The following is a 21,058-nucleotide window of genomic DNA, read 5'->3' as shown; positions in this document are numbered from 1 at the left end:
GTCACGATCTCCAAAACCATGGCTCAGGCGGCAGCGCCCTGCCGGCGGGACCGGACCTCTCCTAGAAACCCCCGCCCGCCAGGATCAAGCCCGCGCGATGTTCACCGTACTTGCCCGCCAGACCTTCTGAAGCCAGCGCTCCGCTTCTACAACCCCTCGCCGCCCACCCAGTGCTCATCCGCCAGAAAGCGGGCCAGGTTCCACACCTGCCGCCGGATATCCGGCACTGCCACGATCTCCCAAGCCTCACCCTTGGTTATCGGGCCGACGGCCAGAAGATCATCCTGTGGGTTGCCCTGCAGGTCGCGCACCCGGCTCAGATGGTCCACGTCCACGCCCAGGCCATGCGCATCACTGCGGATGCGACCGGCGTCCAGCAGATGCCTCAGCAGCGGCGTCGCCAGGCGATGCAGGTTGCCGTCCGGACCCGCGCAGTTGAAGACGCGGTCCACGATGACTGCTTCCTGGCGGTCAGCGCCCCGGGGCCGATAGCTGATCCGCACGCGCTGGTCGATGGCTTGGGCGTCACACAGCTTGCCGGCGAGGTAACGGAGCCGCCCCTTTTCCTCGAGCTCTGTCAGCCGAGCCGCGACGGTCGGGGAGAGGCGATGGCGGTGCACATCCCAATAGGGACGCAAGTGACGCAGGAAGGTAGCCTGTCCTTCTGCGGAATGGCGTCGCCAGATATTCTGGGTGTGTGGCCGCAGGGCATCGACCGCGCTACGCCAGCCGACCTCCGCCGCCCGGCGCCGTACATCGCGGACGAGTGCCGTACCGCGCAGTTCGGGATCGGGTATGGGCGTCACCACCGGCCCGCGTTCCGCGTGCGGAAGGGGCTTGAGGCCGCGGCGAGACAGCACCGTCACTCGACCGCGGAACCCGGACGCCTCCAGCGACAGGACCACATCGGCTGCCGTCAGACCGCTTCCCACCACCATTACCTCTTCAAGCTCCGCCAGGCCTTCAAGAGCCGTGCGATCCCAGGGGTCGGCCTGGTAGAGGTGGGATGGCAACCCTTCCAGCACCGGATGAGGCAAGGGAGGGAAGTTGCCGAGCGCCAGCACGGCGGCGCGGCAGGGGAGAATGGAGTCATTTGCCAGTTTTACCCGTGCGTGGCCGTCAACCCGTTCGATCGCGCAGGCTTCTCCGTCGACGATGCGCGCGTCCTTCCCGGCTTTGGCAATCGCCTGCACCAGCAGTTCGCGCAGGTAAGTGCCGTAGCTGAGGCGCGGCACGAAACGGTTCGCCTCGTCCGCGTCGGAGAAGTGCATCCATCGCAGGAAGTGCCCGGCATCGTCCGGGAAGGCGCTCATGTTGGACGCACGTACGTTCAGGAGGTGCTCCGGCCGACGGGTTCCGAATGCCACGCCCTTCGCCAGCTGTGCCGAACTGCGTTCGATCAGGATGACCTTAACGCCATAGCGCAACAGATTGATAGCCAGCAGCGTCCCGCTGAAACCCCCGCCGATCACTGCAACGGGAAGGTCGCGGACGGCAATAGCGCTTGTCATGAAAAGATTTTCTCCGTCTACGCTCCGACTTTGCTAACAGGAAAGAACGGCAGGAGATACGACTTGTGTCATGCGGCAGATACCGCCGTGAGCACATTTTCGTTAACCATTGCCGTTTACCTGCAGCCTTTAGGATCCGCCCGGGTAAGGTTGGTGCATGCGGAGTCGGTACTTTCTTGTCCTGGTCTGGCTTTGTCTGGCCGCACTTTCGTGGACGTCGACGGCGCGTGCGGAGGTTGTGCGCATGCGGTCGGACACCTGCTATGCCACGGCTGCCGCCGATTATCCGACAAGCGCCGAGGCCGTTTCCCGCCTCCGCTTCGACTGCTCCAGTCCCCCCTCCCATGACGCCTATGGGAGTGGATGGGTGTGGCTGAAAGTGCGCGATCCGGGACGCGTGGCCGCCATGCCCTCCAACTGGCACCTCCTGATCGACCAGGCCCGGTTCACCAGCCTGACGGTGGTCATCGTCCACCGGGATGGACAGGCTGAGACCACCACCGTCACGCCGGGCGCCGTGGGCGACCACTGGAGCCTTGGCGGGATGCTGCGTTTTCCGGTGACGCGGAAAGGCGCCGCGGTTCGCGATATCTACGTCGGCTTTGAAAGGCTCGACGACCTGTCGCTCATGCGCAAGCTTGACGCTGCCACCTCGACCGACCTCCTGAAGCTGGAGTGGCGATGGCTCGCGCTCATAGGCATCTTCATCGGCGCGATCGGCTCGGCCTTTGCCTTCAACCTGCTCATCTACACGGGCCAAAGGCTCGTCTTCCAGCGCTGGTATCTGGTCTGGTCCGCGCTGGTTCTCGGCTACGGCCTTTCCTGGACCAACACGTTCGCCTTCGTCTTTCCGGAATACGTGGGGCCGGTCAGTGCCACGGCGAATTACCTTCTGGTTTCCGGTCTCATCGCGGCCGGAAACATGTTCTTCATCACGGTCATCGAGGAAGGCATACTGCCGCGCACCTTGATGACGTGGGGGCGATCGCTGGCCTGGTTCAACCTCGTCTGCGGGGTACTCGCAGCCTTCTGCCTGTTCGTAGAGCCGCGACAGAGCGATCAGTGGCTCAACATCGCTTTCGTGATGAGCGCCCTGTGCGTCGGCCTCGGCACCATCATCGCCCTGCGCGCCCGCAGCCGCGTGGTGTGGTTCTATCTCGCGGGCTGGACGCCGGTCCTGGTGGTGTTCGGCCTGCGCGTCAGCCGCAACTTCGGGCTTTTTCCCCAGAACGATCTGATCGACATGGCAAGCTTCGCGGCCCTGGCTTTCGAGTCCACCGCCCTTGCCCTTGCCATCGCCGACCGTTTCCGCCTCCTCGGACGCCAGCGCGATGCTGCCGAACAGGCCCGCAAGGTCATGGAGGTGGAGAGCCAAACCTTCCGCCGGGCGGCGCAGACGGACTATCTTACCGGACTTGGCAACCGCGCCGCCTTTCAGTCGCGCCTGCGCGCCATGTGCGCCGATGCTTCCAGAACCCCCTTCATGCTGCTCCTCCTCGACGTGGATCACCTGAAGGCCATCAACGATCGCCTTGGCCACGATGGGGGAGACCTCCTGCTCGGACAGGTTGGCGCAGGACTGGCTGAAGCGGCCGGTCCCCTCGCGCATGTCTCGCGCACCGGGGGCGACGAGTTCGCGATCCTGCTGCCCTGGACGCCCGGCTCTGCCGATGGCATCCGGATGCGGCTCGAACATCTGCAGGGCAGGACGCTGACGCATGGCGGCCGGTCCTGGGCGCTCTCGCTCAGCATCGGCACGGCCGTGTGGCCGCGTGACGCCCTCGCACCTGACGTGCTTGTGAAGAACGCCGACCTCGCCCTCTACGAGGCGAAGCAGAACGGCCGCCGCCGCCTGCAGGCCTTCTTGCCGCGCATGAGGGAGAAGCTGCACACGCAACAGGTCTTCGGACAGGAAGCCCGGCACGGAATCGAACGGCAGGAGTTCCTGCTGCACTTCCAGCCCATCGTCGATATGGACACGGGGCATGCCTGCTATCACGAAGCGCTGCTACGCTGGCAGCACCCCCAGCACGGCATGATGACGCCCGCCACCTTCGGGGACATGCTTAACGAGCGCACCCTTGGCCTGATGGTGCAGCACCATGTTCTCGATATGGCGCTGGCGGCCCTGCGCGACTATCCGCAGGCGCTTCCCAAGCTCTCGATCAATCTCATCGGCGCCCAGCTGGACGGGCCGGAAGATGCCGTCTGGCTCCTGCGGCGCCTTGACGACTTTGGCGTGGCGCCCGAACGGCTGTGCGTCGAGATCATCGAGGACTTCGTTCTGGGACGGGCCATCAACGGAACGACGCATGCGCTTGCCCTTCTCCATGAAGCGGGCGTGACGGTCGCGCTCGACGATTTCGGCACCGGCTACGCATCGCTGATCCACCTGAAGCATCTGCCCTTCGATATGCTCAAGATCGACCAGTCCTTCACCCGCGGCCTCTTCCAGGACGGCGGACAAAGCGAGGCGATCATTCGCGCCATCATCGGCCTTGGGCAGGGCCTCGGCAAGCAGGTGGTCGCCGAGGGCGTGGAAACGCAGGAGCAGCGGCGCAAGCTGTCCGAGATGGGCTGCCGACTGGGACAGGGGTATCTGTTCGCCCGGCCAGGCCCGATCCTGCGCGAAGTCGCGGCGATCGCAGGATGAAGGAGGTGCCCCTCGCCGCCCTGAACACGCGCAGGCCGGTGCGAGGCAAAGCACGCGCGCCCGGCAGGCTTGGTATCGGACCGCCGCTGCCCCTCAAGCCCAAAGTCTTGCTCGCCCTGACTCTTCCCCTGATTGTCAACGTGGCGGCGCCCGCCCGTCTCCCGGCCGCCACACCATCGCAGCCCCCCGCCTCCTTCAGTCCCCTTTCCGCTGAGGAGAGCGACCGGCTCTATCCCTTCTACATGCCCATGGAGGGATTGCGCGCACCCGCGACGACCCTGCGCGTGAAGTGCGAAGCATCCCGCGCAGCCGGACGCGAAGTCTACGAGGGACGCGGCGCCGACCCGCTTCAGGGCCGGGCAGAAGGCGGCTACGAATTCATCTACGAAGCGACAGATTCGCGGGGCCGCCCCTGTGTTTACCCGTTCTCGCCCTGGATGCCGCAGGTCGTCGGCGCGCTGCAGGGCACCCAGTACATCTTCCGCTCCTCCGTCCCCGGATCGCGGATCACCTTCCGCACAGCAGACGAGTGGGCCACCCTCAACCTGCGGCTGTTCGAGGTTGGCGAGCAGCGCGTTCATTTCGAGATGCGGGACATTGAGCTCGACTTCCCCGGAGCCATACAGCCCAAGGGCGCCGTACACCTCGAGGTGACGGGCACGCGCAGGCCCGGCCTCTTCACCGCCGTCCTGCGCCGAGTGAGGGTCTACGGCGGCAAGAACGCCATCTTCATCCCCAACGGGCAGACGATGCTCTACATCGAGGATGGAGACATCGCCGGCAATGTGGGGACCAACACCGATCAGGAACATACCGCCTACATCAACGGCACGCTCGTCTCGCACTTCCGCAACACCGAATTCCACGGCCAGCGCGCGTGGCAGGACCTGTCCAGCGGCCACCAGCTGAAGGACAAGGCCTACCTGCGCGTGTACGAGAACGTCACCGTGTCCAATACACCGCAAGGCTCCACGCCTTCGGCGATGCCGCTGGTGGATGCCTCCGCGTTCGGCTTCACCTGGGCGGATGGATTGCGCATCCGACGGATCGAACCCGCGCAGGCAGTACGGGAGGGGCTGGTGGATCTTCGAACCGACATCCTCTACGGCGAGCGTGGCAATTACCCCTGGAGCGTGGTTGCAGATCCGGTCTGGACGATGCCGTCCAACCCGCTGGCTGCGCTCGACAAGGTCTACCTTTCCGTTTTCCTGCACACCTCGGTCGAAAGCTTCCGGGACGAGCCTTTCGTCTTCGCCCTGCGCACCAGCGGCCGCTCATTCGGGGCGGACGGCACTCACGTCGAAGGCGACGGCAACCAGGGCGAGCAACGTGCCGTGTCGCTCGCCTACGGGACGACCGGACGGTTCGAGCGGACTTACGCCCCCGGCAGTTGGACGTACACCGACCCGCAACTCCCCCCCGGATCGGAGTGGGTGTTGGACCGCAACCGGTTCATACGCCACGCTCTGGGGCTGATCGGCCGATGACTCTTCGGCTATAGCCTCCCATGACTCCGGCCACCGCCCATCCGCTGCAGCACGCTGTGCACCGTGCGACGCCTTACGCCGCCCTTGCCGTGTCGATCACGGCGTTCTGCGTGGGCACCTCCTTCGGCAAGCAGCTGTTTCCCGCAGTGGGGGCCAGCGGCGCCATCGCCTACCGCGTAGGCTTCTCGGCGCTCTTCCTCCTTGCGCTGTTCCGCCCCTGGCGTGCTTCGCTGCGCCGGCAGGATCTGTTCGCGGTCGTGCGGTACGGGGCCGTCCTGGGGCTGATGAACCTCAGCTTCTACATGGCGATTCGCACGATCCCCCTGGGTCTGGCCATCGCGATCGAGTTCCTCGGCCCGCTCACCGTCTCGCTCCTGCACTCCCGCCGCCCCGCCCATTTCGCGATGGTCGGCCTGGCGGCGACAGGCCTTGCCCTGCTTCTGCCCCTGCGCGATACACCGCACGCGCTGGATCCGGCGGGGATCGGCTTCGCGCTTTTGGCCGGCCTTTTCTGGGGCCTCTACATCATCTTCGGCAAGAAGACGGTACACCTGCCCGGCGGCCAGGCGGTCGCGCTGGGCATGCTGACAGCAGCCTTCCTTGTCGTGCCGCTCGGCATCTACGAGGCGGGTACGACGCTTCTCGCCCCCTCTCTCATCCTCATCGGCCTCGTCACGGCCCTGCTTTCCAGCGCCGTGCCTTACTCGCTGGAAATGGTCGCACTGAAGCGTATTCCGGCCAACCGGTTCGGCGTGCTCATGAGCCTCGAACCGGCAGTGGGGGCGGTGGCAGGCGTCATCCTGCTCAAAGAGCACCTCAGCGCGATCCAGTGGCTTGCCATCACGTTCGTGATAACCGCCTCCGTGGGCTCGGTGCTGCTGGGTGACGCAGAGGACACCGTTACGCCTGTCCAGTAGGCGCGGGTGTCAGGGATCAGCGCCCCTCCAGCAGACAGATGCCGTCAAGGCAGCAAGGATAAGAAGCGATGGTACATTTTCCCGGTGGCAAGCGGCCAAAGATCTGCCTCACCCGCCGCTGGCCCGAAGCCGTGGAAGCCCGTCTGCGCGTCAGCTACGACGTGACACCGAACGAGACGGACATCCTCCTCGATCCGGCGCAACTGGCGGAAGCAATCCGCACGCACGACGCTCTTTGTCCGACGGTCGCCGACGCGATCACGCGCGAGATGCTGTCCGTGCCTGACCGGCGTGTCCGCATCATCGGGAATTTCGGCGTGGGTTTCGAGCACATCGATCTGGCTGCCGCGCGTGAATTCGGCATCGCCGTGAGCAACACGCCGGACGTGCTGACCGAGGCCACCGCCGACATCGCGATGACCCTCATGCTCATGGCCATGCGCCGTGCGGGAGAGGCGGAGCGCGCACTGCGTAGCGGCAAGTGGGGCGGTTGGGGGCCTACGAACTTCCTGGGGCAAGGCCTCGCCGGAAAGACCCTCGGTCTGGTCGGCTTCGGTCGCATCGCACGGGCCACCGCCCGTCGCGCCGAAGCCTTCGGCATGCGGATCGCCTACCACAGCCGTCGCGAAGCCCCTGACATGCCGCCCCACGCCTACTTTGCGGATCTTGGCGCGCTGGCCGCCGAGGCGGACGTGCTCTCCCTGCACGCACCGGGCGGAGCCGAGACGCGCCACATGGTGGATGCCGCGCTGCTTGCCCGGATGCCGGCTCACGCGGTGCTCGTGAACACGGGGCGAGGCTCGCTCGTCGACGAGGCGGCGCTGGCCCTGGCGTTGAAGGAGCGCCGCATCGCCGCTGCCGGGCTCGACGTGTACGAAGCGGAGCCCGAGGTTCACCCTGCCCTGCTGGATCTGCCCAATGCCGTCCTCCTGCCGCACCTTGGCAGCGCGACGATCGAAACGCGCACGGCGATGGGCATGAAGGTTGCCGACAACCTTGACCGTTTCTTTGCCGGCGAGCCGCTGCTTGACCCCGTCGGCTGAACGCGTTGCCACCGAGGTCGAACTTTGGCTCGACGAGCCGAGGAACGGCCCTCTGGTGGTCGGGGTGTGCGGCGCACAGGGATCGGGGAAGTCCACGCTGGCGGCCGCACTCAAGGCTCATTTCGAAGCCGGTCACCGCAGGGTGGCGATACTGTCGCTCGACGACCTTTATCTTACCCGGCAGGAAAGAACCCAGCTCGCCCGGCAGGTCCATCCCCTCTTCGCCACCCGGGGCGTACCCGGAACGCATGACGTGGCACTGGGCATCGATCTGATCGACCGCATGCGTGCAGAAGAGGCCGTCACTCTCCCCCGGTTCGACAAGGCCAGGGACGATCGCTCCTCCATGGGCAGTACGGTTCCGGCAGGATGCGACCTGCTGCTGTTCGAGGGGTGGTGCGTGGGCGCCCGCCCTCAGTCCCCTGCCCAACTCGCTGCGCCCCTGAACGCGCTGGAGCGAGAGGAGGACGCGCAGGCGATCTGGCGCGGGCATGTCAACGCCGCGCTTGCAGGCCCCTATGCGGATATGTTCGCCCGTATCGACCGCCTCGTCCTCCTCGCCGCGCCCGATTTCAAGGTGGTCCGGGACTGGCGCGGCCAGCAGGAGCAGGACCTGCGAGAGAGGATCGGGCGCGGCGAAGCTGAAGGGAGCCGCGTCATGGACGATGCCGCCCTTGATCGCTTCGTGCAGTTTTACGAACGCCTGACGCGCCATGCCCTTCGCGAAATGCCGGCGCGGGCAGACCTGGTCCTCCACCTCGATGCCGGCCGGAGGCTCGTGCAGCGCTAGACGTCCACGGATGCTTGCCGGGGAACCAGGCAGCGGACGAAACGATTTCACGCAGCGTGAGGAACGGGGATCTGTCAAATTGCCTGCGAGGGACGTGCAACCTCGCGGCCCATTCATGCATTCCCGCTTCAAAGCCCGGCGCACCTGCCGGGGTTGGGAAGTCAACGCTCGTCGTCGGTCCGGCAGATTGCACTGCCGGATGGAGGACGTCGTGAGGGGGCAGGTTTCGTGCACACCACATGATGGCGCGCGCGCGGCTGGTTAGGAGAGCGAATGTCCCAACTGTTTCGTCCCGGCGCGAACACCTGGGCGAGAGTGGTACTGGCCCTCCTTGTTCTCGGCCCTTTCATGGCCATGCTGATCGGGGGGATCATACAGCGCAGCGACACCGCCACCGGTGAGAACCGTATCGTCGAGCAGCCCGTGCCGTTCAGCCATCAGCACCATGCCGGTGAACTCGGGATCGACTGCCGCTATTGCCACACCGGGGTGGAGAAGGCCGCCAGCGCTGTCGTGCCGCCGACGCACACCTGCATGTCCTGCCACTCGCAACTCTTCACCGACGCCGAGATGCTGGCTCCTGTCCGCGAGAGCATGGCGACCGGGCAGCCGCTTGCGTGGAAACGGGTCAACAATCTGCCCGATTACGTCTACTTCGATCATCACGTACACGTGAACGGTGGCGTGCCCTGCGCCGCGTGCCACGGGGATGTGCGCCGTATGCCGCTGACCCGCCAGGCCGCTCCGCTGACGATGGGGTGGTGCCTCGATTGCCATCGCTCGCCCGAGGACAGCATCGTCGCAGCGGAGCGTGAGTTCGCGAGCGCTCCCTACGTGCACCGTACGGCCGCGGATCGGGCAGCAGCCCGCGCGACGATGATGCGGATCGCGCATTCTGGGAAAGACCTGATGGACTGCTCGACATGCCACCGGTGAGCGCTCTGGACCGCCGCGCGATACTGCGCCTGATCGCCACCGGCGCGGCCACCCTGCTGGCGTCCTGCGGGCGGCCGAAGGAAGACATCCATCCGCTCGCCAACCAGCCCGAAGGTACATTGCCCGGCACGGTGCGCCGGTACGCCACCGCGCTTCCGCTCGCAGGATACGGCAGGGGCGTCACGGGGCTGGTTGTCGACGAGCGGCCGATCAAGCTGGAGGGCCTCGCAGCCCATCCCGCCAGCCTGGGATCGACGGATCCGTTCATCGAGGCGGCGATCCTCGACCTCTATGATCCCCAGCGGCTGCGCGCACCGTTTGGGCCGACAGGGCCGTCGAACTGGTCCGCGCTCGCCGCCCTGTTCCGGGAGCAGCTCGCTCCAACGCGGGGGCGCGGTGTCGCGGTACTGACAGGCCGGGTGACATCGCCGACCATGCTTGCGCAGCTGGCGGCAGCCAGGACGGCGCTGCCCGAAATGCGCCACGTCAGCTGGGAGCCGTTCGACGACGATGCGCCGCTTGCCGCCGCCCGTGCCGCTTTCGGCAGGCCCTTACTGGCCCGGCCGCGTCTGCAGGATGCCGACGTGGTGCTCCTGCTCGATGCCGATCCGCTCGGCCCCGGGCCCGAGCAGATCGCCCATGCCCGCAACTGGAGCGACCGGCGGCGCAAGGCGCCGATGCACCGCCTCTATTCCATCGAGGCTTCGCCCAGCCTCAGCGGTTCGATGGCTGACAGGCGACAGCCCGCCGGCCCGCGCGATCTCGCCGCCGCCTGCCACGTTCTCGCCGCTGCGCTCGGCGGCGGGTCAGGACCGCTGCCGACGCTGCCGCCGGAATTGGAACGCCTCGTTCGCGACGCCGCTCGCGATCTCAAGGCCGCGCATGGGCGCGCGCTGGTCATCGCCGGTGAGCGGCAGCCCGAAGCCGTGCATGCCTTCGCGGCCTGGGCCAACGGCGTACTCGCCGCACCGCAGGACTGGATCGCCCCCGTTAGCGGCGACGTGTCCCCACACTGTGGCGGCCTTGCCGCTCTGGCCGACGACATGCACGCGGGCCGTATCGGTGCCCTCGTCGTGCTTGATGCCAACCCGGTCTATGCCGCCGCCCCCGCACTCGGGTTCAAGCAGGCGATGGCGCGCGTCCCCCTCACGATCGCGGCCAGCCGTTTCGGCGACGAAACCGGTGCCGCCTCGCAATGGCGCGTGCCACTCTCCCACTTCCTGGAGGACTGGCACGACTGGCGCGCACCCGATGGCACCGCTTCGATCGCGCAGCCGCTCGTCCACCCGTTCTTCGACACCCGCACACCGGCCGCTATCCTTGACTTGATGATCGATCCGGCGGCGCGCCCCGGCAGCTTCGATGCCGTGCGGGCGCAGTGGACCGGGCTGGATGATGCCGCCTGGCGCACGGCCGTGGCGAGCGGCGTGGTGCCGGACAGCGCCGCGCCCCTGGAGCGTGTGGGCACCGCGGGGCTGGTCCTCCCGCCGATCCCGCCTCAGACCCTGACCATCGACCTGCGCCCCTCCTCCCAGCTTTATGACGGACGCTTCTCCACCAATGCCTGGGCGCAGGAATGCCCCGATCCCATCACCAAGGAAGCCTGGGGATCGAGCGCGCGGATGCATGCCGGCGACATGTCCCGGCTCGGCCTGAAAGAGGGTAGCCTGATCCGCATCGACAGGGGCGGATCGGCAATCCTGCCGGTCCGGGCCGTCTCCGGTCAGGCGCTTGGTACGGTGACGCTGGTGACGGGATACGGGCGCGAGGGTACTGGACAGATTGCCGATGGCCTCGGCGCGAACGCCTGGGCGCTGGGCGGCAACGGCACCCCCCGCATCGCGGCTCAGGAGGGCGGGAGCTCGGTCGCGACGACACAGCCGGTGTTCGCACTCGAAGGCGAACTGGAGAAGCTTTTTCCGGTTCTTGCTCCGGCGGAGGCGATGCCTTCGGTCACGCCGAAGCCCTCGCTGCTGCCCAACCCGCCGGCGCGCGGCAATGCGCCGCCGCAATACGCCATGGCTATCGACACCGACCTGTGCATTGGATGCAACGCCTGCGTGATCGCCTGCCAGGCGGAGAATAACGTGCCGGTCATCGGTCCCGACGAAATGGCCGTGGGGCGGGACATGCATTGGCTGCGCGTCGACCGCTACGTCAGCGAAGGAACCGCCGGATTCCAGCCCGTGCCCTGCATGCATTGCGAAAAGGCGCCCTGCGAGCCGGTCTGCCCGGTCGAAGCGTCGGTGCATGACAGCCAGGGCCTGAACCTGCAGGTCTACAACCGCTGCGTGGGCACCCGCACCTGCGAAGCGAACTGCCCGTACAAGGTTCGGCGCTTCAACTTTCTCGATTACGCAGAGCGCTCGGTCTGGGGGGATGCGCCGCATGAGTCCGTCACCGCGCAGCGTAATCCGGACGTCACCGTGCGGGCGCGCGGCGTCATGGAGAAATGCACCTATTGCGTACAACGGATCGAGGCCGCCAATCACGCCGCCGCTCCAGGAGAGACACCCGCTCCGGTGGTGACCGCCTGCGCCGCCGCCTGCCCCACGCAGGCGATCCGCTTCGGAACGCTGGACAGCCCCGACATCGCCGGCGCCCGCAAGGACCCGCGCCATTATCGCCTGCTGGAAGAGCTCGGCACGGAGCCGCGCACAAGCTATCTCGCGCGGCGCCGCAACCCGGGGGACACGCCCGCATGAAGCCGCACGCGCGCCAGGGCGGGCAGAGGTGGATACTGCCCTCGATCCAGACGCTGGGCGACGTCACTGAGACGGTCGCTGCGCCCCTGATGGATGTGCGGGCGAAGCGACGCTGGTGGCTCGCCTTCATCGCCGCGCTGGTGCTGACCGCAGTGGGCGCGGTCGCTATCGGGTTCAGCCTGGCTTACGGCCCCGGGCTGTGGGGCAACAACACCGCGGTGGTCTGGGGCTTTCCCATCGCCAACTACGTGTGGTGGATCGGGATCGGCAATGCCGGGACGCTGATCTCGTCGCTGCTCCTGCTCACGCGGCAGAAGTGGCGCGCCTCAATCAACCGCTTCGCGGAGGGCATGACGCTGATCGCGGTCTCCATAGCGGGGATCTTCCCCATCCTGCATCTGGGCCGACCGATGTATTTCTATTGGCTGGCGCCCTACCCGAACACGATGCAGTTGTGGCCGCAATGGCGCTCCGCCCTCGTGTGGGACTTCTGGGCGATCCTTTCGTACCTCCTGTTCTCCGCCATCTTCTTCTATGTCGGCCTGGTCCCGGATCTGGCGACACTGCGCGACCGGCCGGGACGCCGTGGATGGCGGCGGCTCTACGGCGTCGCCGCCATGGGCTGGCAGGGGACGCCGGAGCAGTGGCGCGCGCAGGAGCGGCTTCACCGCACCCTCGCCGCGATCGCCGTGCCCCTCGTCTGCTCGGTCCATTCCATCGTCGGGCTGGACTTCGCGGCAAGTCTGATGCCGGGTTGGACGGAGAGCATCTTTCCGCCCTACTTCGTCGTCGGCGCGCTGTTCTCCGGCTTTGCGATGGTGGTGTTGATCGCGCTGACGATCCGCCGGACGATGGGGCTGGAGGGCATGATCGTGCCTGATCATTTCGATGCCATGGCCCGCATCATCCTTGCCGCGTCCATCGTTATGGGAGCCTCCTACGCGGCGGAGTGGTTCTCGGCCTGGTGGGGTGGAGAGGCCGCGGACCGCCGCGTCGTGGTCTTCGAGCTTACCGGCGCCTACTGGCCGTTCTACTGGGCGATGCTGCTTGGCAACGTCGCCGCGCCGCAGCTGTTCTGGATCCGGCGGCTGCGCACGTCGCCCGCAGCGCTCATCGGGGTGTCCATCGCCGTGCTGGTGGGAATGTGGCTGGAGCGTATCCTGATCATCGCCAACACCCTTTCGCGTGGCTACGTGCCCAGCTTCTGGCGGCTCTACGCGCCCACCCTTGTCGACTTCCTGATCCTGGCCGGGACGGTCGGCGCCTTCCTGCTGCTGTTCCTCATCTTCGCACGGCTGCTCCCGGTCGTCTCCATGCATGAAGTGCGCAAGCTGCTGAAGGAACGCGCGCAGTGACAGTGCTCGCGCTGGCCACTTTCCCTCATGAGAGCGCATACCTGCGCGGGCGGCATGAGATGGTCACGCACGAATACCGTCTCGTCGGAGAGTGGCTGCCTTATGGGTCCGAAGCGCTTGGCCCCGGTCCCGGCGCGCACGGCATTCGGGCAGCCGCCATCGTGAGCGGAGTGCTCGGAGCCGTCGGACTTTTCGCGCTTACCGTCTGGAGCATGGCGTTTGCGTACCCCTTCAACAGCGGCGGGCGCCCCCTGTTCAGCTGGCCCGCCTACATCCCTGCCGCCGTTGAGTTCGGCGCCTTCACCGCCGCTGTCGGTGGCTTGATCTGGTTTTTTCGCGAGGGCCGCCTGACGCGGCTGCACGATGCCGCGTTCGAATTCGCCGAAGTAGCCCGCGCCTCGCAGGACCGCTTCGTGCTGGCAGTCGCCTGCGACGGCGGGGAGGACGCCAACACCGTGCTGGCGATACTCGCAAATGCGGGTGCCGATCACACCCGGCTGGTGACGCCATGAGAGCCGCGGTGCTGCTCATCCCCGCGCTGCTGTCCGCATGCGACCTGTCAATGGCGGACCAGCCGCGGCCCGACGACCAGGAGATGGCCACCCTTTGGCCAGGTGGGCCGCCGCGTCAGGCGATGCCGACGGGCACGGTAGCGCTCGACGAGCCGGCCCGCGACGACGCACTGCGGCATCCTCCAGCGCTGACAACGGCCTTGCTCGACCGTGGACAGGAGCGCTACGCGATCTACTGCTCCGTCTGTCACGGTGCACGCGGCGAGGGCGACGGGCCGGTGGTGAGACGCGGGTTCCCGCCGCCCCCCTCTTATCATGACCCGCGACTGAAAGCGGCTGCGCCGCGCTACATCGTCGATGTGATCACGCACGGCCATGGCATCATGTACTCCTACGCCGACCGGATCGAACCGGCCGATCGCTGGGCCATAGCTGCCTACGTGAAGGCCCTGCAGCGCCTGCCGGACGCGCGGCGATGAGCGATGCGCTGCACCTTCTGCCGGTGGTCCTCGCCGCGTCCTGGCGCATCGCCTTCCTGACGGCCGGAGCGCCGGTGATCGGCGCGGTACTCCTTCTCGCCATCGGCCGTGTCACGGGTGCGGACTGGCGGCCGCTGAATCCCTTGGCGGCGATGGCGCCCTGGTTGGTACCAGCCGGCGTTCTGCTCGGCCTGTGCGCACTCGCGATGCCCGTTCCGGAACATCTGTCCCTGTGGATGAGCTGGTGGGGCGTCGGTCTGCGGGCACTTGTCACGACGGGCGCGCTTGCGTTCGCGTCGTCTCGCCTCCAGGCGGGCACCCGCGTGACCGGTGCCGCGATCATCCTGACGCTTTACGCGCTCCTGGCCACGCCGATCGCCAGCGACTGGATGCTCGGCCAGGCCCCGAGGCACCCCGTTTCCGCCATCGGCATGATGCAGGTGACGCAGAGCCTTGCCGGAGGGACCGCGGTGGTCCTGGCGGGCGGGATAGGGCCGCCGGGCTTCCGCAGCGACATGGCCAGGCTGATGATCGCGGCCGTACTGGGCCTCGGTTACCTCGCCTTTATGGACTACCTCATCGTGTGGTACAGCGACCTTCCCTCGCGCGTCGGGTTCTATGTCGTGCGCAGCTCGCCGACGATGGGGCTGCTGGTGTGCGCCGCGCTGGCAGTCGGCGTCGCGGCGCCGATCCTTCTCCTGTGGCTGTCTCGGGAGCGATGGAGCCAGCGTCTCGCCGGTCTTGCCGTCCTTGCTGCGCTGTTCCTGTTCAACGTCTGGTGGATTGGCGGAGGGGTGCCGGCCCTGCTCATCGGGCTGCTGCTGACACTGGCTGCGGCCACGGCGGCCACACTGCGCGGCCGCCCGTCGGGAGAGCACCATGTCTGAGCGCCCGGACACACCCGAGGGCTGGATCGTGCGCCAGCGGTTGCCGGTGCTCGTGGCGTTGGGAACAGTGGCAACGCTGGTCCTCCTTCTGGTGACCGCCGGCATCGTCTACGATCGCGCGCTGAGGCCAGAGTCGAGCGGGCCTTACGCGACGCTCCCGTCGCCTGCGCTGGATACCTTCATCCATGACGGAGAAGACGATCCGTATCGGGCTCCCGACCGCCCCGACCGCGATCCCCGGATCGAAGCCGCCAAGCGCGCAGTGGTGGCCGATGGACTGCCGGGATGGGAAGCGGGAACGTGATGCGACTGGGCCTTTTTCTCGCAAGCGTTCTTGCGCTGGTGCCCATGCCCGCATCTGCCGCCCTGAGCGAGCGTGAGCTGGCGCAGGCGGTCGCCACGTCGCCTGCCGGAGCGCGGCTGCCCGCCCTCACCTTTTCCGACGCGCGGGGGCACACTGCGAAGCTGGAGACGTTGGCGGACGGGACCCCCCTGGCGCTGATCTTCGCCGACTATACCTGCCGCAACGTCTGCAGCCCCGGCCTCACCCTCACTGCCGCACGGCTGCGCGAAACGGGTCTGGTGCCCGGCAAGGCGTTCCGGCTGGTGGTGATCGGCATCGACCCCAAGGACACACGCGCCGACGCTCTGCACTTCGGGCAGGCCATCGGGAGCATGCCCGAGGTAGCGCGCGCCACCCGCTTTCTGCGGGGCGACGCCGCCACCGTAACGGCAGCCACGCGTGCGCTGGGCTACGGCCATGTCTATGATCCCGCGGCCGACCAGTACGCGCATGACGCCAGCGTCTACGTCTTCGGGGCTGACGGCAGGCTCATCGCGCTTCTGCCCCAGATCGGGCTCCTGGCGGAGCCCTTGAAGGCGGCGCTGACCGGCAACTATCCGGCGCGGAGGAGCGACTGGATCACGCGGGTCGCGCGGGTCTGCTACGGGTTCGCCGCCGCGCACGGCCGGTTCGGGCGGCCGATCCTCCTTGGCCTGCAGGGGCTTGCGGTGCTCCTGCTGCTCTGCGCGGCGGTGCTGGCGTTCCGGCTATGGCGGGTGACGCGATGATCGCCCAGGCCTCGACCTTCGCCTCCCGGGTGGACCTGCTGTTCTGGGGCATCTGCGCCCTCTCTCTGGCGATCATGCTGCTGGTCGGCTCGCTGGTGCTGTTCTTCGCGATCAAGTACCGTCGCGGCACCGCCGCCAAACGGGGCGCCGTTCCCGAAAAAGTCAGCCGCGAGGTCGAGATCGGCTGGACCGCGGCCACCGCTTTCGCCTTCGTGTTCCTCTTCTGGTTCGCGGCCGTCGTGGGGACCGAGCAATTCGAGGTGCCCGAGGAGGCCCTGGAAATTCATGTCGTCGCCAAGCAGTGGATGTGGAAGGTGGAACACCCCAACGGCACGCGCGAGATCGACGCGCTTCACGTTCCGGTCGGCGTTCCTGTACGACTGGTGATGACCAGCCAGGACGTGATCCACAGCTTCTATGTGCCCGCATTCCGGATCAAGCGCGACGTCCTGCCGGGCCGCTACGTCGAGATCGGGTTCACGCCCGACCGCGCGGGCACCTACCGTCTGTTCTGCGCCGAGTACTGCGGCACGGATCACAGCCGCATGATCGGCAGCATCTCCGTCATGAGCCAGGCCGATTACGCGCGCTGGTCTTCCGCGCGACCGCAGGGCGACAGTCTCGCCGATCAGGGCCGCCTGCTGTTCGAGCGAATGGGCTGCGCCGGCTGCCACGGACCCTCGGCGCAGGTCCACGCGCCCGATCTTGCCCGCATCCATGGCCGGATGCAGCCGCTGGACGGCGGCGGCTTCGTGCGCGCCGACGAGGGCTACTTGCGCGATTCCATCCTGCTGCCGCGCAAGGACATCGTGGCAGGCTATCGCCCGATCATGCCAAGCTATCAGGGTATCGCGTCGGAGGACGACCTGATCCGCCTCATCGCATACCTCAAATCACCCGAAGCCTCGAATGACCGGAGCACGCCCGCGCCATGAGCGAAGCCGAAGCCAGCGCCCTGGGCCGCGAACCGGGCCAGACGAGCTTCCTGTCCGAAGGCGGCACCACGCTGCGGTCGTGGCTGCTGACCACCGATCACAAGCGGATCGCCTTTCTCTACGCGGCCGGCATCACGTTCTTCTTCTTCCTCGGCGGGGTAGCGGCCGTGCTGATGCGCGCCGAGCTGGTGACCCCGCCGGGTGACCTGCTCACCGCTGACGAATACAACCGCGCGTTCACCCTCCACGGCGTTGTCATGGTATGGTTCTTCCTGGTGCCTTCCATCCCCACTACGCTCGGCAACTTCCTTCTGCCGCTCATGATCGGCGCGCGCGAGGTCGCCTTCCCGCGCCTCAACCTCGCCAGCTGGTACATTTACGTCGGCGGGGGCCTGTTGACCCTGCTGTCTCTGCTGGCCGGCGGGGTGGACACGGGCTGGACGTTCTACACGCCCTTCTCGACGCTTTATTCCAACAGCTATGTGCTGCTCGCGGCGGCCGGCGTGTTCGTCGTCGGGTTTTCCTCCATTGCGACCGGCATCAACTTCCTTGCGACCATCCACCTGCTGCGTGCCAAAGGCATGACGTGGATGCGGCTGCCGCTATTCGTCTGGGCCATGTACACCGTCAGCGTGGTCATGGTGCTGGCGACACCCGTCCTTGCGATGAGCCTGCTGCTGGTCTTCGTGGAGCGCGCCTTCGACCTGCCGGTCTTCGATCCGCGCGCCGGTGGCGATCCGCTGCTGTTCCAGCACCTGTTCTGGTTCTACAGCCACCCGGCGGTCTACATTATGGTGCTGCCCGCCTTCGGCGTGGTTTCGGAAATCATCGCCTGCGAGGCCCGGCGCCGCGTCTTCGGCTATGACTTCATGGTCTACGCGATGGTGGCGATCGCCGTGGTCGGCTTCATGGTCTGGGGACACCACATGTTCGTGTCCGGTCAGTCACCCTTTGCCAATCTGGTCTTCTCGTTCCTGTCCTTTGTCGTCGCGGTGCCTTCCGCCATCAAGGTTTTCAACTGGACGGGCACGCTCTACCGCGGCCAGATCCGGTTTTCCGCGCCGATGCTCTATGCCCTCGGCTTCGTCGGGCTGTTCACGCTGGGCGGGCTGACCGGCCTGATGCTCGCCTCGGTACCGATCGACGTGCATGTGACCGACACCTACTTCGTCGTCGCGCATTTCCACTACATCATGGTCGGCGGCTCGGTCTCGGCATTTTTCGGAGGGCTCCACTTCTGGTGGCCCAAGATCACGGGACGGGTGTATTCCGAAACGCTCGCCAAGTTTGCCGCCGTGGCCATGTTCTTCGGCTTCAATTTCACGTTCTTCCCGCAGTTCGTGATGGGCTACAACGGCATGCCGCGCCGGTATCACGAATATCCCCCCGAGTTTCAGGTCTGGCATGTCATGAGCTCGACGGGCGCGGTGGTGCTCGCCTTCGCCTACGTGTGGCCGCTCTGCTATCTGACCTGGAGCCTGATCAAGGGGCCACGCGCCGGCGACAACCCCCACGACGCAACCGGGCTCGAATGGCAGACCAGTTCGCCTCCGCCCAAGAACAACTTCGCCAGCCCGCCGATCGTCGAGGTCGAGCCGTACCGCTACCATCCCGAAGGCTTCGCCCCGCATGAGGTCGAGCAGACCCACGCTCCACAGGTGCCGCAATGAGCGAGGTGGCGCTGAACGAACCCTGGGCCACGGCGGAACGGCAGGAGGTCGCGACTCAGTTCGGCATGTGGGCATTCCTTGCGACGGAGACTCTGTTCTTCGGTGGCCTGCTGCTCTTCTACGCGGTCGCCCGCTTCAGCCATCCCGCCGGTTTCACGGCCGGAGCACAAGAGGCCGAAGTCACGTTCGGCACGATCAACACGGTCCTGCTGATGACATCCAGCCTGACCATGGCCATCGCGGAACGCGCGGTGAAGGAAGGTCTGGCAACACTTGCCCGCTGGATGTTTGCCGCCACGCTCCTGCTGGGAATCGCTTTTCTTGCCGTCAAAGGCCTTGAATACCATTCGGACATACAGAAGCATCTGGTCCCGGGTCCGCACTTCCGGCTGGAGGAGGTCGGCGCCAGCCAATTCTGGGCGTTCTACTGGACGGCGACCGGCGTACACGCCTGCCACATGCTGATCGGACTGGGCATCGTCAGCCGCATGCTGCTCATCCCGCGCGCCGAACTGCCGAGCCGCTGGACCACGGCGCAGGGCTCGGCCCTCTACTGGCACCTTGTGGACGTGGTCTGGGTGGTCCTCTACGCCCTCATCTACCTGGTGGGCCGATGACGCCCGAGCAACGCGCCCATGTGCTGATCGCCCCGCTCAAAATCTGGGCCGCGCTGATGGTGCTGCTGGCGATGACCTTCGGCTACGCCTTCCTGCCGGACGCGCCGTTCAAGTTAGCGGTGTCCCTCGCCATAGCCGCCGCCAAGGCGCTGCTGATCGCCCTGCTGTTCATGCAACTGAAACGGGCTGCGGGGCTGGTTCGCTTGGCCGCGATCGCGGGCCTCGTCTGGGCCTCCTTCCTCTACATCATCGCCTTCGCCGATTATCTCACCCGCTGAGGAGCCCCCGCCAATGCCGCAGGCCCTGAAGAATGGACAGGACAGGATGTCCGCCGGAGCCGACCGATACCGTCTCCGCCTGCTTACGCTGATAGCCTTTATACTCGTGGTTGCGGCGCTGCGGGAAAGTTACGCGCTGACGATGCCGATCCTGTTCGCCGGGGTGATCGTGGCAGCACTCTGGCCGCTCAGGGTCTGGCTTGAGAAGTGGTTGCCGGCCTGGCTCAGCTATGTCCTTACGATACTTGCCCTGTTCGCCGTGATGGGAGGCTTCGGCGCCGCGATCTACCTCTCGCTTGGCCAGGTGATCGCCGTGATGAGCGCGCAGTGGTCCACGTTCGAGCAGCTTTATACGTCGTTGGCGGAAAGAGCGGCCCGGATGGGCATCCCTCTCGACGGAGCGGCCGACCGCGCGCGGGTGATCGGGTTTGTCCAGATGCTGGCCTCCAGCGTCTACGGCTTCGTTACCTACACCAGCTTCATCGCGCTGCTGGTCATTCTCGGTCTGCCTGAGGTCTGCAGGGTGCAGGTCAAGATGCGCGAGGAACTGGACCGGCCGGCGCGCATGGAACTGCGCGCCACGGCGGCGGCTATCTCGGAACAGGTGCGACGCTACCTCAGCACGACCCTGGCGACGAGTCTGCTGACCGGCCTGGCCTCGGCCGCGTGGGCTTTTGCGACCGGCCTGGACCTGGCGCTGGTGTGGGGTTTGCTCAACTTCCTGCTCAACTTCATTCCGGTCATCGGCAACATAGTCGGGATCATCCCGCCCGTACTCTATGCCTTCGTGCAGTTCGACGGTTACGGTATGCCGCTTCTGGTGTTCGTCGGTTTCGCGGCGTTGCAGATCATCATCAGCAACTTCGTCTATCCGATGCTGCAGGGACGACAGCTATCGCTTTCTCCCCTCGCGATCGTCATTGCCATGACCGGCTGGAGCTGGGTCTGGGGGATCGCCGGCGCGCTCATCGCCGTACCGCTGACCGCCGCCACCGTCATTGTCTGCAGTCATTTCGAGCGCAGCCGGTGGATAGCCAAACTGCTCTCCACCTGAAAAACCGCTCCTGGATGGCGCTCCCAAGCGCTGCGAAGGGCAAGCAAGATCCTGTTCCACAGGAAACCAACTCGGCTGCCGGTGCTTTAAGCCATATCCGAGTGAGCGGCGGCCCACTCCTTACGGGTGTATTCGTGCGACTGAGCCGTCGGCTACGC

General features: G+C 66.5%; 19 protein-coding genes. 18 read left to right on the top strand and 1 reads right to left on the bottom strand.

What is annotated here, in order from left to right; translation table 11 throughout:
• Positions 1-146: 146 nt before the first annotated feature.
• Entirely contained in the window at positions 147-1,511 is a 1,365-nt protein-coding gene (locus tag C2R25_RS08860) for an FAD/NAD(P)-binding protein (protein ID WP_103728848.1), read from the bottom strand.
• A gap of 244 nt (positions 1,512-1,755) precedes the next feature.
• Between C2R25_RS08860 and C2R25_RS08855 the strand changes: the two genes are divergently transcribed.
• From C2R25_RS08855 to C2R25_RS08770, 18 genes are all read left to right on the top strand, one after another.
• Entirely contained in the window at positions 1,756-4,164 is a 2,409-nt protein-coding gene (locus C2R25_RS08855) for a bifunctional diguanylate cyclase/phosphodiesterase (protein ID WP_233203858.1), read from the top strand.
• A complete protein-coding gene (locus C2R25_RS08850) occupies positions 4,161-5,651 on the top strand; it encodes a hypothetical protein (protein ID WP_103728846.1) in 1,491 nt (496 codons plus the stop codon). The genes C2R25_RS08855 and C2R25_RS08850 overlap by 4 nt, the downstream gene beginning before the upstream one ends.
• 20 nt (positions 5,652-5,671) lie before the next feature.
• Complete coding sequence (locus tag C2R25_RS08845; protein ID WP_103728845.1) at positions 5,672-6,568, top strand: DMT family transporter; 897 nt, start codon at positions 5,672-5,674, stop codon at positions 6,566-6,568.
• A 68-nt stretch (positions 6,569-6,636) separates the two neighbouring features.
• A complete protein-coding gene (locus tag C2R25_RS08840; RefSeq protein ID WP_103728844.1) occupies positions 6,637-7,611 on the top strand; it encodes a D-glycerate dehydrogenase in 975 nt (324 codons plus the stop codon).
• Positions 7,595-8,401, top strand: a complete 807-nt coding sequence (locus C2R25_RS08835) for a kinase (protein ID WP_103728843.1) — start codon at positions 7,595-7,597, stop codon at positions 8,399-8,401. Before C2R25_RS08840 ends, C2R25_RS08835 begins: the two co-directional genes overlap by 17 nt.
• Positions 8,402-8,674: 273 nt before the next feature.
• Positions 8,675-9,337, top strand: coding sequence for a cytochrome c3 family protein (locus tag C2R25_RS08830; protein WP_103728842.1), 663 nt, complete (start codon positions 8,675-8,677; stop codon positions 9,335-9,337).
• Positions 9,334-12,042 carry a 4Fe-4S dicluster domain-containing protein gene (locus C2R25_RS08825; protein WP_233203856.1) on the top strand — a complete coding sequence of 903 codons (2,709 nt, stop codon included), beginning with the start codon at positions 9,334-9,336 and terminating at the stop codon, positions 12,040-12,042. The genes C2R25_RS08830 and C2R25_RS08825 overlap by 4 nt, the downstream gene beginning before the upstream one ends.
• A complete protein-coding gene (nrfD, locus tag C2R25_RS08820) occupies positions 12,039-13,397 on the top strand; it encodes an NrfD/PsrC family molybdoenzyme membrane anchor subunit (RefSeq protein ID WP_103728840.1) in 1,359 nt (452 codons plus the stop codon). Before C2R25_RS08825 ends, nrfD begins: the two co-directional genes overlap by 4 nt.
• Complete coding sequence (locus C2R25_RS08815) at positions 13,394-13,909, top strand: quinol:electron acceptor oxidoreductase subunit ActD (protein ID WP_103728839.1); 516 nt, start codon at positions 13,394-13,396, stop codon at positions 13,907-13,909. Before nrfD ends, C2R25_RS08815 begins: the two co-directional genes overlap by 4 nt.
• Positions 13,906-14,388 carry a cytochrome c gene (locus tag C2R25_RS08810; RefSeq protein WP_103728838.1) on the top strand — a complete coding sequence of 161 codons (483 nt, stop codon included), beginning with the start codon at positions 13,906-13,908 and terminating at the stop codon, positions 14,386-14,388. Before C2R25_RS08815 ends, C2R25_RS08810 begins: the two co-directional genes overlap by 4 nt.
• A complete protein-coding gene (locus C2R25_RS08805; RefSeq protein ID WP_103728837.1) occupies positions 14,385-15,275 on the top strand; it encodes a hypothetical protein in 891 nt (296 codons plus the stop codon). The genes C2R25_RS08810 and C2R25_RS08805 overlap by 4 nt, the downstream gene beginning before the upstream one ends.
• Positions 15,268-15,579 (top strand): hypothetical protein, encoded by a 312-nt coding sequence (locus tag C2R25_RS08800; protein WP_103728836.1) that lies wholly within the window; start codon positions 15,268-15,270, stop codon positions 15,577-15,579. The genes C2R25_RS08805 and C2R25_RS08800 overlap by 8 nt, the downstream gene beginning before the upstream one ends.
• Positions 15,579-16,346, top strand: coding sequence for an SCO family protein (locus C2R25_RS08795; protein ID WP_103728835.1), 768 nt, complete (start codon positions 15,579-15,581; stop codon positions 16,344-16,346). The genes C2R25_RS08800 and C2R25_RS08795 overlap by 1 nt, the downstream gene beginning before the upstream one ends.
• A complete protein-coding gene (gene coxB / locus C2R25_RS08790; RefSeq protein WP_103728834.1) occupies positions 16,328-17,281 on the top strand; it encodes a cytochrome c oxidase subunit II in 954 nt (317 codons plus the stop codon). The genes C2R25_RS08795 and coxB overlap by 19 nt, the downstream gene beginning before the upstream one ends.
• Complete coding sequence (gene ctaD / locus C2R25_RS08785) at positions 17,278-18,951, top strand: cytochrome c oxidase subunit I (protein WP_103728833.1); 1,674 nt, start codon at positions 17,278-17,280, stop codon at positions 18,949-18,951. Before coxB ends, ctaD begins: the two co-directional genes overlap by 4 nt.
• A complete protein-coding gene (locus tag C2R25_RS08780; RefSeq protein ID WP_103728832.1) occupies positions 18,948-19,568 on the top strand; it encodes a cytochrome c oxidase subunit 3 in 621 nt (206 codons plus the stop codon). Before ctaD ends, C2R25_RS08780 begins: the two co-directional genes overlap by 4 nt.
• A complete protein-coding gene (locus tag C2R25_RS08775; protein WP_103728831.1) occupies positions 19,565-19,846 on the top strand; it encodes a cytochrome C oxidase subunit IV family protein in 282 nt (93 codons plus the stop codon). The genes C2R25_RS08780 and C2R25_RS08775 overlap by 4 nt, the downstream gene beginning before the upstream one ends.
• A 13-nt stretch (positions 19,847-19,859) precedes the next feature.
• Positions 19,860-20,900, top strand: coding sequence for an AI-2E family transporter (locus C2R25_RS08770; protein ID WP_103728830.1), 1,041 nt, complete (start codon positions 19,860-19,862; stop codon positions 20,898-20,900).
• Positions 20,901-21,058: the final 158 nt, after the last annotated feature.

This window comes from Novosphingobium sp. HII-3, from assembly GCF_002916655.1.
GTDB lineage: Bacteria > Pseudomonadota > Alphaproteobacteria > Sphingomonadales > Sphingomonadaceae > Novosphingobium > Novosphingobium panipatense.
Note: the sequence above shows the minus strand (reverse complement) of the source record. Positions and strands in the feature narration are given on the sequence as shown.